This window comes from Sporosarcina jiandibaonis (assembly GCF_013184495.1).
GTDB lineage: Bacteria > Bacillota > Bacilli > Bacillales_A > Planococcaceae > Sporosarcina > Sporosarcina jiandibaonis.
Window position 1 is genome coordinate 41252 of the sequence record NZ_JAAOIY010000010.1, and the last position, 14251, is coordinate 55502.

Genomic DNA, 14251 nt, shown 5'->3' on the forward strand with positions numbered 1-14251 from the left:
AAAACACCTATCAATGACATCCTGAAATCGAATGCTTGATAGGTGCTCGTACTGTAAAAAATAATCAATTCATGAGTGCTGAAATTATTTGACGATGAATGCTGTTTGATCCGATCCGTCCATTACAGTTATTTCAACCGCATCGGTTAAAATATCCGCATAGCTATAAGACACTCGTTCAAATGCATTTTCTTCCTGGTCCAGTTCCACAACAAATACTGCTCGGTACGTTTCACTCAAGACACCAGTTCTTTCAATCGTTCTTCTCCGGCCACCGTTCACCTTTAAGTGCAAACGTTTTCCAAGATGAGAATCCAATAAATTCTTAATGTCCGCTAATGTTTTTGGCATTTCGCTAACACCTCACTACATACAACTATAACACATTCAAAGATTTCTGTCAATTAAATAGTTCATTTTAACAATGTAGCGAGATCATTGTCAATCTTTTTTTTATAAATAACACAAATTCATCTTTTATTTGATTCTAAATTGAAATCTTCATATAATTCGTTTGACAATTTCGCGAATTCTGCAACCGATAATGTTTCTCCCCTTCTGCCAGGATCAATATTGGCACGTTCCAGCGCTTCGACGATCAAATCTTTTTTCTGCTTTCCATCTAGTAAGGATGATTGCAAATTGTTTAAGATTGTTTTGCGCCGTTGAACAAATGACCCCCGCGAAATACGGAAAAGAAAATCTTCATCAATTACTTCCGCTGGAGGCGATTCTTTTCTAGTAAGCCTAAGAACTGCGGAATCCACATTCGGTTGAGGCATAAAAACTGTTTTCGGGACGATCATTGCCACTTCCGCATCCATATAATATTGAATGGCAATTGACAACGAACCGTATGCCTTAGTTCCAGGATTTGCCGTTATTCGATCTGCGACTTCTTTTTGCATCATGATTACCATGCCTGAAATCGGAATTTTTTCGAGTAAAAACTTCATAATAATTGGGGTTGTTACATAGTACGGAAGGTTTGCCACGACCACAACCTCATCAAAGCCAGCAAAATGTTCTTCCATTGCTTCCATTAAATTCGTTTCAAGTATATCTTGGTGAATAACCGTTACATTGTCATACGGAGACATTGTATCTTCAAGAACAGGCAACAATCGGCCATCGATTTCAAAGGCAACCACTTTTTTAGCAGCCCTAGCCAAATGTTCAGTTAGCGCGCCGATACCCGGTCCAATCTCAATCACTCCCATAGTTTTGGTCAAATGGGCATTGGCAACAATGTTTTCCAATACATTTGGATCAATTAAGAAATTTTGTCCCAAGCTCTTTTTGAATGAAAAGCCGTGGCGTTCCAAAATTTCTTTTGTCCTCATCGGAGTCGCAATATCTTTAGTCATTTTCTTTCTTCCTCCTCATCGAGAACTTTCAATGCATCATCTAATTTCTCTTTGCTTATTCGAAACATCTCGAGCCTTTTTTTCAAACCCTTACCATTTACTTGACCTATTTGCAGCAAATCACTCAGACGATCCCTGCGTTTTCTTGCATTCGGATGACCGATTAGCTTCGCTTCCATCAAGTCAACAAGGGAAATTTGGACAACTTGATATTCTTCCTTAGTATAGACAGACCGAATCGCCTCGCGTATATCTTCATCGCAAGCATGTTCAATTCCAAGTCCTTTGCCGTTTTTTGCAATTGTTTTCTTCTTGGCTAAAAAAGCATGTTTAACCGTTGGAATTCGTTCTTCTATGATTGCACGTATTCTCCTTCCTGGATAGTCGGGGTCAGTGAAGACAATGACACCGCGAACTTCCTCGGCATGTTGAATGCGTATCAGGGTACTTTCATCAATGGCAGATCCATTTGTTTCTATCGTATCTGCACCCGTCGCTCTTTTAACAGCTACAGTATCCGATTTTCCTTCGACAACAATAACCTCTTTTATATTCACAAGCCGTCCTCTTTCCTTACCATTCTTCACATAATTCTACCCTGCATACAAGAAGTTGTAAAAGATAATAGCTAATTTAGGTTACTAAATTAACCTGCTAATTTAGGATACTAAATTAACCTGCTATATTTCCTTGAATGCAAAATAATCCGCAGGACAGTATATCGTCCTACGGATATCTTTAATCAATAATTTTTATTTTCACTTGCTTGCGGCCAAATTTGTACGCAGATTCTTTCGTAGGGAAATGAAGATCGATTTTCTTCCCTTTAATAGCTCCGCCTGTATCCCCGGCAATCGCATGGCCATAACCTTCAACCCAAACCTTAGAACCTAATGGTATGACGGATGGGTCAACAGCAATGACTTTCAAGTTCGGATTGTTTTTCAAGTTAATGCCCGTCGCTGTAATGCCAGAACAACCATTACAGTAGGCCGTATAAGCTGTTGCCGACACATAAAACTCTTTACTGCTCGAAGGTGCGGCTGATTTGCTCCTCGATACACCAACACTAGAGCTAGTGCTACTTTTTGTTTTGGAATTTGAACTTTTAACAGTCGGCGCAGCACTTGCGACAATTACTTTGGTTCCAACCGCTACAACCTTTTTAACCGGTTCTTTGAGCGTTTTTTCGCTAGTCATTTTCCTGGAAACTTCTTTACCGTTTTCCATGACAACTTCAAATTCCCGTGCAATTTTCCCTTTTTCGCCTTCTTGAACGACTTTTTCGCGTCCTTTAAGCATGCTTTGATCATTACGTGTTTCAACAGCAAAATCTGCTGATTCTTCCACTACATCGGTGACTTTTTCTACTCGTACAATTTCAACAGTTGATCCCGGTCGAATAATATCATCTTTATTATTACCTTCCAAGCGGTCAAACTCGTTCAATTGGATATCTTCACTCTTTAAAAAGTCAGCGACAGTAGTCGAAGTCGACCAATATTTTTTCTTGTCTTTTCCATCGATTAACGTAAAGTCATACGCTTTTTCAACAGAAATACTACTACTCTCGTTTAGCTGCGCATCTAAACTCGGACTAACTTTATCAAACTCAGACAATTCTATATCGGCTTCTTCCAATACATTGCCTACCGTTTTTTCCGTCGTCCATATATATATATCTTCTTTATTATCAACTTGTATTGCGACTTTCTTTGCCTGTTCCCATTTGATCAGTGAACCATTTTCGATCGGGGATTCAATTGAGGGACTAACACGATCATGTTCTGAAAATACTAATTCACTTTCAGATAGCAGTTTGCCAACGGTCGATGCGTGTGTCTTAATTTCTTCTGTCTCACCATTTACGACAAGCGTTACCGATTTTTTATTTCCTTCATATAGCGCTAGGGAAATAACCGTAACAAATACCGCAGGAATGATGATAAATGTTGCGATTTGTTGACTCCTCAATGATTTTAAGAATAGGCTTTTCATAATACTACTTAGCATGAAAAAAACTCCTCCTCTATCACCTGTGTGATTATATAGGTTACTATTTTGCATGTCAACCAATAGAGATTCATTTATTAGTAGAATAAGGAAGTGCCTTATATGCAAAGTATGGAAATAATATTGCCATTTTATTCATTTATATTAAATATTTTCAACGCATTTTCCGTTGTCGCTTTTGCAATCGCCTCAATCGGCAACCCTTTTAGTCTTGCAATTTCTTCTGCTACTAGTTTTACGTATACGGGTTCATTGCGTTTTCCGCGGTATGGATGCGGCGCCAAATACGGTGCATCTGTTTCAATTAATAACTTGTCCAAAGGAATTTCTGTCGCGACTTCTTTTGGTGTTTTCGCATTTTTAAATGTTACAGGACCACCCAGTGAAATCATGAAGTTCATTGCAATACATTCTTTTGCAGTTTCAACACTTCCGGCAAAACAATGCATAATGCCGCCCGTCGTTTCCGCCTTTTCTTCTTTTAAAATGCGAACAACATCTGCAGTTGCATCTCGATTATGAATAATAATTGGCAGATCAACCTTTTTAGCGAGCTGAATTTGCTTCCTGAAGACTTCTTGTTGAACATCTTTTGGAGACTTGTCCCAATGATAGTCAAGTCCGGTTTCTCCAATTCCGATAACCTTGGAATGCCCTGCAAGCGACTCGATCCACTTCAAGTCTTCTTCTGTACAATCGATTGCATCAACCGGATGCCAACCGACAACAGCATATATGAACGGGTAGCGCTCTGTTAGCTCCATTGCCCGATTAATTGTTTTACGATCGAATCCGATGACAACCATCTTCGATACACCAGCGTCAAGTGCTCGTGTAATCACTTCGTCAACATCTTCATCATATTGATCTGCGTTTAAATGGACATGCGTATCTATATACATAGTTCTCTCTCCTCGCAACATAATAATCATAGTCTAGCCAATTGTTTCTTTCTTCACATTAATATTACATTTATATTACAATGTTTAAAAACGCTTGTATCATCGTCACATTTCTTATCGATAAAAAAACGGCGACCTCTCCATATGGAAAAGCCGCCATTTTATTATAAGTCATTTATTTATTTAACTGTAGCGCCATTTTCAAGCGCCGGATCGACTGTAGCAAGTTTTAAAACACCATCGGATTTTCCTGCTAAAATCATCCCTTGAGACAATTCACCGCGTAATTTAACAGGTTTTAAGTTGGCCACGACAATTACTTTCTCGCCAATCAATGCTTCTGGCTCGTAATGTTCGGCAATGCCCGAAACGACTTGGCGTTGTTCAAAACCAAGATCAAGTTGCAGTTTCAATAATTTATCCGTTTTCGGAATTTTTTCGCATGCCGTCACCGTAGCAACACGCAAATCCACATTCATAAAATCTTCGAAAGTGATTTCGTCGCTAACTTCTTGATAATCAACTTCTTTTGTTTCTTTCACTTCTTTTGGAGCCGTAACAGCCATCTGTTCGCGGATATACTCAATTTCCACATCTGCATCAAGCCTCGGGAAAATCGGAACACCTTTTTCAACGACTTTCAAGCCGTCTTTAACATAATTGAAATCTCCAAGCGTTTCCCATTTAAGCGAATCCGCATCAAGACCTAGTTGCTCGATAATCTTCTTGGGGGAATTTGTCATAAATGGTTGTAATAGAACCGCAATATGTCGCAATGAAGATACAAGATGGTACATGACTGACGCAAGTTTCCCGCGTTCATTTTCATCCCTAGCCAATACCCACGGCGTTGTTTCATCGATGTATTTATTCGTCCGAGATACTAGCGCCCACAAGTCGCCAAGCACAGTGCTAAATTGCATCTCTTCCATAGAAGCTTCGTATTTTTCTACCGTTAACGTCATAAATTCAGTCAGTGATTGATCATAATCCGTTTCGTTCAACCCTTCAGTCGGAATATTTCCGCCCAAGTATTGATTGATCATCGATACTGTTCGATTTAACAAATTCCCTAAATCGTTCGCAAGATCATAATTCGTTCGTTCAACGAATGACTCTGGTGAAAAAACGCCGTCTTGGCCGAATGGCAACTCGCGTAAAAGGAAATAACGTGTCGCATCCAGTCCATATCGTTCAACAAGCATCTCAGGATAAACAACATTTCCTTTAGACTTGGACATTTTTCCATCTTTCATCATAATAAAGCCGTGCGCAAAAACTTTTTTCGGCAATGGCAAATCGAGCGCCATTAAAAAGATCGGCCAATAAATCGTATGGAATCGAACGATATCTTTTCCAACAACATGTACATCTGCAGGCCAGTATTTATTGAATAGAGAATCGTCATCTGAAGCATAACCAAGCGTGGTAATATAGTTCGTGAGCGCATCAACCCATACATATATAACATGTTTTGGATCGCCAGGAACTTTGATGCCCCAATCGAATGACATTCGGGAAACCGATAAATCTTCAAGCCCCGGTTTAATAAAGTTATTGATCATTTCATTTTTCCGAGACTCCGGTTCGATAAAATGAGGGTTCTCGTTATAATAATCCAATAGTCGATTTGCATATTTTTTCATATTGAAGAAATAAGACTCTTCTTTAACTCTTTGAACGGGACGGCCGCAATCTGGACAATTCCCATCTTCTAATTGCGCTTCAGCAAAATAGGATTCACAAGGCGTGCAATGCCACCCCTCATATTCCCCTTTATAAATATCCCCATTGTCCAAAAATTTCTGGAAAATCTTTTCAACGCTTGCCTTATGTCTTTCTTCTGTTGTCCGGATAAAATCATCATAGGAAATATCCATGAGACTCCAAACTTTTTTGGCTCCTTCTGCGATTCCGTCTACAAACTCTTGCGGCGGTAGTCCCGCTGCTTCAGCAACCTCTTGAATTTTCTGGCCATGCTCGTCCATTCCTGTTAAAAAACGAACATCATACCCGCGCAATCGCTTATAACGCGCCATCGCATCGGAAGCAACTGTGGTATATGCCGTGCCGATATGGAATTTTCCACTTGGATAATAAATAGGTGTTGTAATATAAAATGTTTCTTTTTGTTTAACCACGAAAATTCCTCCAGTAATATAGTATGTAATTCTATTCTATCGAAATAATTAAATTGACACAACGTTCTCATTTAAAAACAGATGAAGCGCTCCCTAATTATTATTAAAAGAATAATAATTTATTAAAAAAATAGTTCAAATTCAAGTTTTTTTGATTGACGATATTTAAATGAATTGTTATGATTAATGACAGACAATAACATATGCAGAATTGTCAAAAAGTGGTTCAAACTAACTGTCGGGGAAGGAGTTCTTCTAATGAAATCCACTGGTATCGTAAGAAAGGTCGATGAACTCGGGCGCGTAGTTATCCCTATCGAATTACGTCGAACACTTGGAATCGCACAAAAAGATGCCCTAGAAATATACGTCGATGAAGATAAAATTGTTTTAAAAAAGTATATGCCGAATATGACTTGCTCGATTACCGGTACTGTATCAGATGATAATTTAAGTCTTCTTGATGGAAACTTGATTTTAAGCCCTGAAGGCGCAGAAAAGCTTATGGAACAGATTCAAGAAAACATGAAAAAATAACGTAATTAGCCGAGACGGGAACCCGTTTCGGATTTTTTATTTAATCCTTTTCCACGTGATACGCTTGATACACATCACGCTTGCTCATCATGCGCTCAGTCGCCACTTCCCGAATGGCTTCTTTCGAACGAATCCCTTTTCTTTCAATTAAATCTGAGACGTGATCTGATATACTTAGTCCTTCCCACCAAGCCTCTTCAAAATCCACCGCGTTCGCGCCATCATATCCTTCAAGAACGATACAAAATTCACCTCGTATATTGTTTGATTGTACCCAATCGATAGCCTCTTCAAGCGTTCCGCGTAAAAATTCCTCAAACCGCTTTGTTAATTCACGTGCTAAAACAACTTTTCGTGTTCCCTCAATTTGTTCACTTAAAGCCTGCAATGTTTCCTTTAGCCGGTGAGGCGCTTCATATAATAGTATAGTTTCTTCACGTTCCTTAAATCCTTCAATTTGCAGACGGCGTTCTTTTTTACTGCGCGATAAAAAACCAAAAAACATAAATGGTTGAGAAGTTAACCCAGAAGCCACTAGTGCGCTAATTGCAGCATTAGCCCCAGGAACAGGGACAACATCGAATCCGGCATGAATGGCTTTTGTTGCAATATCCGCCCCTGGATCAGAGATGCACGGCATACCGGCATCGCTAACCAACGCAACTGATTGCCCGCTTGAAAGCATCGCCAATATCCTTTCTCCCCCCGCTTCTAAATTATGTTCATGATAACTTATTAATGGTGTTTTTATCTCAAAATGATTGCATAATTTAATCGTATTTCGCGTATCTTCTGCAGCAATGGCATCCACTTCGTTTAATATGCGAATTGCTCTGAATGTTATATCTTCGAGATTTCCGATCGGCGTACCAACTAAAAATAATTTCCCGCCATTCAATTCAGCGCTTTTTTGTGATTTCATTGCCAGCGACCTCCCTTTCAATATAACGTTCCTTCGCATCTCTTGTTAACTGTTTAAACTGATATTCTGCTCGCATTGCCGCGCTCTTTGACTCAAACTTTTCAAAATAAATGCAACGTACGGGACGTTTAGCTCTCGTGTATTTAGCACCTTTTCCTTCATTATGCATATGGACCCGACGCTCTAAGTTATTTGTATAGCCCGCATAGTACGAGCCGTCTTTACATTCAAGCACATAAAAAAGATGTTCAGCTGTTTTCTCCATAAAGTAAAAGCCTCACTTCTTCAGTATAATTGCCATCTTGGTCATAAACATAGAGCGGTGGAAGGATTTTCAAATCTGGCTTCCCGTCTTTTGTACCTTCGATTAATAAAGTATTTGCATCTTTCCCCGCTTTTGAATAAACCAACTGAATTCGTTTCGGTTCAATGCGATGAGAACGCATCGATGTAACGATATCAAGCAAACGACCCGGTCGATGGACAAATGCTGCCCGTCCCCCTTGTTTCAAAAGCGCGCTTGCGGACTGAATTGCTTGGTCTAATGTCAAATAAATTTCATGTCGCGCAATTGCAATCGGTTCGAGAAGATTTTTATCGCTTGCTTCATGTGCAGGAAAATAAGGAGGATTGCACGTCACCAAGTCATATTTATCATACCCGATTTTTTCAGCAATGCCGATAACATCATCATTTATTATTTTTATTTGCGATTCAAGTCCATTATAAAGAACACTTCTTTCCGCCATCCCCGCCAATCGTTCTTGTAACTCGACAGCCGTAATATGCGCTTTTGTACGCGCACTTAAGAATAGCGGTATAGCACCATTTCCGGCACAGAGATCAACCACTTTTCCCAATCGGCCTGGAACATGCGCAAATCTTGCCAGTAACACTGCATCAAGTGAAAATGAAAAAACCGACGGACTTTGAATAATCCTCAAATTTTCCGCCAATAAATAATCCAGCCGTTCATCACCTTTTAATACCGTCAAACTCCAACGCCCTCCAAAAGAAAAAGCCGATGCCTACGTTGCGATAGGACCGGCTAGTTTCATACATTTTGTTTATTTAAAAACGACAGACAGAACAGGCAGTCTTCTCCTTTGCGAATGCTTCCATAATGAACATTGCAAACATGAAACCCTTCATTATAAAGCCGCGCTAAGTTATCAACGCCTTCGCCCACATCAACTGAAGTGGTCTTTTTAGCATGTTGTTGTTTTTGCAAATTCTTTTCACTTTGTCTATCCATATCTTCAAGCCGTTTTCGTAGATGATGGTTTTCAAGTTGAAGCGAATGGTTCTCTTCCGTCATCTCAGCGATGAATCCCATCAATTCGCGGAATTGTATACTCATGGAGTCCAACTGTTGCTCAAACTCCATCACTCTGTCCAGAAAATTCCTTTCTTTCAACTATTCCACCTCCATCATTTTATTAATTGAACCATCTTATTTTTCGGATCCATAATTTCTTCCAAAGTGTATTCAAGAACATGCTCTTCATCTAATAGCCTAACTTGCAGTAGACGTTCAAGTAAGTTCAAGCCGACAACCCTTCCAGGTCCTTCCGGCGTATCAATACGAGCCCCGATATCGGGCATTAGTTTTTTTGCTTCTTCATAATCATCATTTTCATATTTCAAGCAACACATAAGACGTCCACATAATCCAGAGATTTTCGAAGGATTAAGTGATAAGTTTTGATCTTTTGCCATCTTGATTGAAACCGGTTCAAAATCTCCGAGAAACGTTGAGCAGCAAAGCATCCGACCACAAGGACCAATACCGCCAAGCATTTTCGCTTCATCTCTTACACCGATTTGCCGCAATTCGATACGGGTTCGGAATATAGATGCGAGATCTTTAACAAGATTTCGAAAATCGACCCGACCTTCTGCCGTGAAATAAAAGACAATCTTATTGCGGTCGAAAGTAAATTCAACATCAACGAGTTTCATTTCCAGATTATGTTCGGAAATCTTACTGACACCTATGTGAAAAGCTTTTTCAGCTTCTAGCTGGTTTTCATCTACTTTTTCGATGTCTTCCTCCAAAGCTGGGCGAACAACTCTCCGTAGCGGCAAGACAACATCATTTTCTCCAACTTCTCTTATAGGTATAACTATTTTTCCGTATTCGACTCCACGTGCTGTTTCAACAATGACATAGTCGTTTATATTCAGTTCAAAATCTAGTGGATCGAAATAATATATTTTACCCGCTTTTTTAAAACGGACTCCTACTACTTTATACAACGAGTAACCCCTCCTGCATATTGAGCACCAGTTGTTCCATAAGAAGCATTCGATTCATATTGCCATGCATCTGCCTCTTCGCCTGTAGAATGGCTTCCATCTTGACAGAAAGTTCGTTATACGTCATTTTCATCGCCAGGCCTTTTAAAAATTCTTGTTGGTCCGGATACGTCGGGATTGATTGCAGTCCCGTCTTAAATACAACAATATCTCGATATGCATATAACAATAAATCAAGCGCACGGTCTGTATCATCTTTTTCTTTTATATGACGAGACCACTCCGATTGGATGAACAACAACGCCTCATGAACATTTCGTTCTGATGCTGTAATCAATTTTAACACTGTTTTTCGCATATGCGCAAATGCATCATCTTGGGCGATGAGAATAGCTTCCTCTATATCGGCAGTAACCATCGTAACAGTAGCCGCCATCGAAGTTGTTATTCCTTTTTCAACAAGTTCTGAAATCATCATTTCCCGAGAAGGCGGAAGAAATGAAATACGCTGGCAACGAGACCGTATTGTTGGCAGTACTGACTGATAAGAGTCAGTCAATAAAATTGCCGTGACATCGCCATCTGGTTCTTCCAGAAATTTCAATAGCGTATTTGCTGATGAACTATTCATCCGGTCTGCACGTGAAACGATGTAAATTTTTCTGCCTTGTTCATAACCTTTTTTCGTCATTTCCATAATTAGCTCATCTATCTGATCTTTTTTAATTTGTTGTCCATCGGGTCGAGTAATTTTTACATTTGGGTGGTTTCCAGTCGAAATTCTTCTGCATGAATTACAGTTTTCGCATGGGCGGTAATCTTCCGGATGTTTACATAAAAGCAGCTTGGCGAAATAGGTTGCGGTTGCTTCTTTCCCAGTCCCATGCTTGCCATCAAAAAGATATGCATGTCCAATTCTGTTGTTTTTATAAGACGCACTAAGCCTCTCGACGACAAGTCTTTGACGGTTGAATATTTGATCGTGCTCTTTGTTTTCCAATGTGAATCACACCTCCGTGTTTCAAAGAACCGTGTTAAATCATGAATACACGGATAAATATAGAACTCTGGTAAACACCATCACTTATCAAGCAAATTACGCGACATCCAGATAGATGAAGTCGAATATCACCTAAAAGTCTCGTAATTTGCCCATTTAAGTTATAGGATTTTAAAAGTTTTTAAAAATGATGAAAGTGTTCAATTGGCAGGACAAACACAGTCGCTCCTCCAACTTCCACTTCAACAGGATAAGGTATATAGGAATCTGCATTGCCGCCCATTGGAGATACCGGCGCAACCATCTGATCCCGTGAACGACAATTTTCTCGGATTAGTTCTAAGGCTTTTTCAACCAGACTGTCATCTGTACCGATTAGGAATGTCGTATTCCCTGACCTCAGAAAGCCACCTGTACTCGCAAGTTTAGTCGCCCGAAAGTCATTTTTCGTCAATGCTGCTGACAAACGGTTACTATCCTGATCCTGAACAACTGCTACTATTAATTTCACGGTCATCTCTCCTTTTTTCCCTCTTTCCTTTTATTATACCATGAATCCATACATTACATCAGTTGAGACCTAACAATTTTCCAAACATTCTCTATTACATCTTTTTCCGCAAGCCGTGCATCCGTCTTTACAATTCTATTCGGATAACGTTGAATCAGTTCTTTATAGCCTTCATAAACCTTTTCATGAAAACTGATATTTTCTTTATCTAGTCTATTCATTTCACGCTCATTATTTTGGGCAATGCGCGAAAGACCTTCCGCTGGATTAATATCAAAAAATACGGTCAAATCCGGCATCGTGTCTCCAATTGCGAATTGATTAATCTGAAGAACTTCGTCAATTCCCAATCCGCGTGCATATCCTTGATACGCAAGCGAACTGTCAATAAACCGATCGCATAAAACAATTGCACCTTCTTCGAGGGCAGGTATCACTTTTTCAACCAGATGTTGTCTTCTTGCGGCAGCATATAGAAGAGCTTCTGTCTTCGCATCCATTTCTATATTGTCCGTATCGAGAATGACCGTCCGAATCTTTTCAGCTATTCGAATTCCTCCAGGCTCGCGCGTGAGAACTACTTGTCTACCATCCGCTTTCAATCGATCATATAATTTTGATATGACCGTCGTCTTACCAGCCCCCTCTGGTCCTTCAAAGGTGATAAATAACCCGTTCTGTTTCATTTTATTCCTCCGCCTCGTTAGTTACGACAAAAATTTGTTTTTCATGTAATCGTATTGCTCCTTGAAATCTTGCTCCTGTTGCTAGTAATGACATAAGAGACTGTATGTGATATTCAGTTATCGTTTCGCCAGCCAGTAGTAACGGGATGCCTGGCGGATAAGGGATTAGTGAAGCCGCCGCTATCTTTCCGATTGCCTTGTCATATGGAATCCATTCTGCATCTAGTTGTTCAAGTTCTTTCATTCTATAGGAAGGCATTGAAATAACCTCATCGAAAATCGGTAATTCAAGAAGCTGGATTTTCAACTTTGATGTAGTCAAGTAATCAATAGCTACTTCAATTCTATTGGCCGTTTCTTCGAAAGGATATTCCTGTTCTTTTTTAAGAAGAGGCAGTATTAAAAGCACCTGATACAAATCAGCTAATTCCACATAAACTCCAACTTGGTCCATCGCTGTTTGTATATCATATCCCGAGTACCCATTCACCCGCAGCATAAGCTTTAATGGATCATCTGTTTCTATTGCTTGTAAATTTGCTATTCGACTTAATCGTGCTAAAAAATCGTCTCTTCTATTCATAAAACCTATTATATCTTCTGCATGATAGGCTTCCGCGTACGCTCTTGCATCATCAAGCGAAGCCATCAGAAGATATGAAGGACTGCTTGACTGTAACATTCGCAAATAACGTGCGACTTTTTCCGGAGCAATTAGATTTGAACGCACATGCAAAAAGGAGGCCATCGTCATCGCTGGCAAAGTTTTATGCGCAGAATGTACTACGATATCTGCTCCTAAATCAAGCGCCGACGGAGGAAATGGTTCCCCTATAATAAAGTGGGCACCGTGTGCTTCATCTACAAGTACTGGAATTTTTCTTTCATGACAAAGCTGAATCGCGTCTTTTAACTCCCCGCCCGTTATCCCATAATACGTTGGATAGGTCAGTATGACTGCTTTCGCCTCCGGAAAGCTTGTCAATGCATTTTCAACTTGTTTCGCGGTTACCGTCCCCGCGGTCTTTGTAACACTATCCCATTCCGGGCTAATAAACACTGCCCTTGCTCCCCTCAATTCAATCGCATTAAAAATTGATTTGTGTGCATTTCGCTGCACGATCACTGTGTCACCTTCAGCGCATGTCGCATAAACCATCGCTAAATTTCCAACAGTTGAACCGTTTATGAGAAAAAAACTTTTATCCGAACGATAAAAATCAGTTAGCTTTTGTTCTGCTTCTTCAATTACGCCTTCGGGTTGATGTAAATCATCAAGCCCTTCAAGTTCCGTAAGGTCATAAGCGAGCGCTGTGCGCAACTCAGTTGGCAACCCCGATAACGTACCATTTTTATGTCCCGGTACATGAAAGGAAACGGGATCCGCTTCTTTAAACTTCATTAATTTATCGAGAAGTGGTCGATTTGCATAATCCATTTGAATACTCACTTCCTTTTCATATTTCTATTATAAGGGCAGCAACTCGATTAATCGAGAAGATCCCGTCGCCCAAAGCTAAATAACCTCTTCTTGAGGATAGAGAATTACAGGTTTTCTACTTTTCGTAGAGCAGTCTATTCACTTTTAAAATTGTCTTTGGTCGTTTGAGAGGATGTATTAGTCGCTTAGTCGAGGGGGTTAGTCATTTCGAAGTCGTCATTAGTCGTTTACATGCAAAGTTTAGTCGTTTCCAGGTAGTTATTGGTCGTTTGATGGTTTTTAACTTCTTGAATCACCGTTAATAAATCTACAAACAAAAAAAGCCACTACCATTAAGGTAATGACTCTTTAAGTGCCTAGCAACGTCCTACTCTTGCAGGGGGAAGCCCCCAACTACCATCGGCGCTGAAGAGCTTAACTTCCGTGTTCGGTATGGGAACGGGTGTGACCTCTTCGCTATCGCCACTAGACT

16 protein-coding genes and 1 rRNA gene are annotated in these 14251 nt (G+C 39.9%); 1 reads left to right on the forward strand and 16 read right to left on the reverse strand.

Annotated features, from left to right (window positions below; translation table 11 throughout):
* Window positions 1–84: 84 nt before the first annotated feature.
* The 6 genes from veg to metG form a co-directional block, all read right to left on the reverse strand.
* The gene (gene veg / locus G8782_RS17695; protein ID WP_172373713.1) at window positions 85–351 is read right to left on the reverse strand and encodes a biofilm formation stimulator Veg; all 267 of its coding nucleotides are present in this window, start codon (window positions 349–351) and stop codon (window positions 85–87) included.
* A gap of 119 nt (window positions 352–470) precedes the next feature.
* Window positions 471–1367: a 16S rRNA (adenine(1518)-N(6)/adenine(1519)-N(6))-dimethyltransferase RsmA gene (gene rsmA / locus G8782_RS17700; protein WP_172373716.1), complete on the reverse strand. Its 897-nt coding sequence runs from the start codon at window positions 1365–1367 to the stop codon at window positions 471–473.
* The gene (rnmV, locus tag G8782_RS17705; RefSeq protein ID WP_172373759.1) at window positions 1364–1924 is read right to left on the reverse strand and encodes a ribonuclease M5; all 561 of its coding nucleotides are present in this window, start codon (window positions 1922–1924) and stop codon (window positions 1364–1366) included. Before rnmV ends, rsmA begins: the two co-directional genes overlap by 4 nt.
* 181 nt (window positions 1925–2105) lie before the next feature.
* Window positions 2106–3380, reverse strand: coding sequence for a resuscitation-promoting factor (locus G8782_RS17710; RefSeq protein ID WP_172373725.1), 1275 nt, complete (start codon window positions 3378–3380; stop codon window positions 2106–2108).
* Between the two features lie 131 nt (window positions 3381–3511).
* A complete protein-coding gene (locus G8782_RS17715; protein WP_172373729.1) occupies window positions 3512–4282 on the reverse strand; it encodes a TatD family hydrolase in 771 nt (256 codons plus the stop codon).
* A gap of 179 nt (window positions 4283–4461) precedes the next feature.
* A complete protein-coding gene (metG, locus tag G8782_RS17720) occupies window positions 4462–6423 on the reverse strand; it encodes a methionine--tRNA ligase (protein WP_172373731.1) in 1962 nt (653 codons plus the stop codon).
* Window positions 6424–6681: 258 nt separating this feature from the next.
* On the opposite strand from metG, the gene abrB reads away from it, so the two are divergent.
* Entirely contained in the window at window positions 6682–6960 is a 279-nt protein-coding gene (gene abrB, locus G8782_RS17725; protein WP_172373737.1) for a transition state genes transcriptional regulator AbrB, read from the forward strand.
* A 40-nt stretch (window positions 6961–7000) separates the two neighbouring features.
* Here the strand turns inward: abrB and rsmI are convergent, their stop codons facing one another.
* The 10 genes from rsmI to rrf all read right to left on the reverse strand — a co-directional run bounded on the left by rsmI (window position 7001) and on the right by rrf (window position 14249).
* Window positions 7001–7882, reverse strand: coding sequence for a 16S rRNA (cytidine(1402)-2'-O)-methyltransferase (gene rsmI, locus G8782_RS17730; RefSeq protein ID WP_172373739.1), 882 nt, complete (start codon window positions 7880–7882; stop codon window positions 7001–7003).
* Complete coding sequence (locus tag G8782_RS17735) at window positions 7860–8147, reverse strand: GIY-YIG nuclease family protein (RefSeq protein WP_172373741.1); 288 nt, start codon at window positions 8145–8147, stop codon at window positions 7860–7862. Before G8782_RS17735 ends, rsmI begins: the two co-directional genes overlap by 23 nt.
* Window positions 8131–8877 (reverse strand): tRNA1(Val) (adenine(37)-N6)-methyltransferase, encoded by a 747-nt coding sequence (locus G8782_RS17740; RefSeq protein ID WP_172373743.1) that lies wholly within the window; start codon window positions 8875–8877, stop codon window positions 8131–8133. The genes G8782_RS17735 and G8782_RS17740 overlap by 17 nt, the downstream gene beginning before the upstream one ends.
* Window positions 8878–8936: 59 nt before the next feature.
* Window positions 8937–9299, reverse strand: coding sequence for a DNA replication initiation control protein YabA (gene yabA / locus G8782_RS17745; RefSeq protein WP_172373745.1), 363 nt, complete (start codon window positions 9297–9299; stop codon window positions 8937–8939).
* A gap of 14 nt (window positions 9300–9313) precedes the next feature.
* Window positions 9314–10141 (reverse strand): PSP1 domain-containing protein, encoded by an 828-nt coding sequence (locus G8782_RS17750; RefSeq protein WP_172373747.1) that lies wholly within the window; start codon window positions 10139–10141, stop codon window positions 9314–9316.
* On the reverse strand, window positions 10134–11141 hold the full coding sequence (gene holB, locus G8782_RS17755) for a DNA polymerase III subunit delta' (protein ID WP_172373749.1): 1008 nt from the start codon (window positions 11139–11141) through the stop codon (window positions 10134–10136). The genes G8782_RS17750 and holB overlap by 8 nt, the downstream gene beginning before the upstream one ends.
* A 181-nt stretch (window positions 11142–11322) precedes the next feature.
* Window positions 11323–11652, reverse strand: coding sequence for a cyclic-di-AMP receptor (locus G8782_RS17760; protein WP_172373751.1), 330 nt, complete (start codon window positions 11650–11652; stop codon window positions 11323–11325).
* 53 nt (window positions 11653–11705) lie between these two features.
* The gene (gene tmk, locus G8782_RS17765; RefSeq protein ID WP_172373753.1) at window positions 11706–12338 is read right to left on the reverse strand and encodes a dTMP kinase; all 633 of its coding nucleotides are present in this window, start codon (window positions 12336–12338) and stop codon (window positions 11706–11708) included.
* A gap of 1 nt (window position 12339) precedes the next feature.
* Complete coding sequence (locus G8782_RS17770) at window positions 12340–13776, reverse strand: aminotransferase class I/II-fold pyridoxal phosphate-dependent enzyme (RefSeq protein WP_172373755.1); 1437 nt, start codon at window positions 13774–13776, stop codon at window positions 12340–12342.
* A 357-nt stretch (window positions 13777–14133) separates the two neighbouring features.
* Window positions 14134–14249: ribosomal RNA gene (gene rrf / locus G8782_RS17775) — 5S ribosomal RNA — on the reverse strand.
* Between the last annotated feature and the right edge of the window lie 2 nt (window positions 14250–14251).

Excerpts from the sequence above, each read along its gene's own strand:
- G8782_RS17770 (WP_172373755.1), bottom strand. The coding sequence starts at position 13,776 with ATGGATTATGCAAATCGACCACTTCTCGATAAATTAATGAAGTTTAAA.
- abrB (WP_172373737.1), top strand. The coding sequence starts at position 6,682 with ATGAAATCCACTGGTATCGTAAGAAAGGTCGATGAACTCGGGCGCGTA.
- veg (WP_172373713.1), bottom strand. The coding sequence starts at position 351 with ATGCCAAAAACATTAGCGGACATTAAGAATTTATTGGATTCTCATCTT.
- G8782_RS17735 (WP_172373741.1), bottom strand. The coding sequence starts at position 8,147 with ATGGAGAAAACAGCTGAACATCTTTTTTATGTGCTTGAATGTAAAGAC.
- rsmI (WP_172373739.1), bottom strand. The coding sequence starts at position 7,882 with ATGAAATCACAAAAAAGCGCTGAATTGAATGGCGGGAAATTATTTTTA.
- rsmA (WP_172373716.1), bottom strand. The coding sequence starts at position 1,367 with ATGACTAAAGATATTGCGACTCCGATGAGGACAAAAGAAATTTTGGAA.
- G8782_RS17715 (WP_172373729.1), bottom strand. The coding sequence starts at position 4,282 with ATGTATATAGATACGCATGTCCATTTAAACGCAGATCAATATGATGAA.
- G8782_RS17710 (WP_172373725.1), bottom strand. The coding sequence starts at position 3,380 with ATGCTAAGTAGTATTATGAAAAGCCTATTCTTAAAATCATTGAGGAGT.
- tmk (WP_172373753.1), bottom strand. The coding sequence starts at position 12,338 with ATGAAACAGAACGGGTTATTTATCACCTTTGAAGGACCAGAGGGGGCT.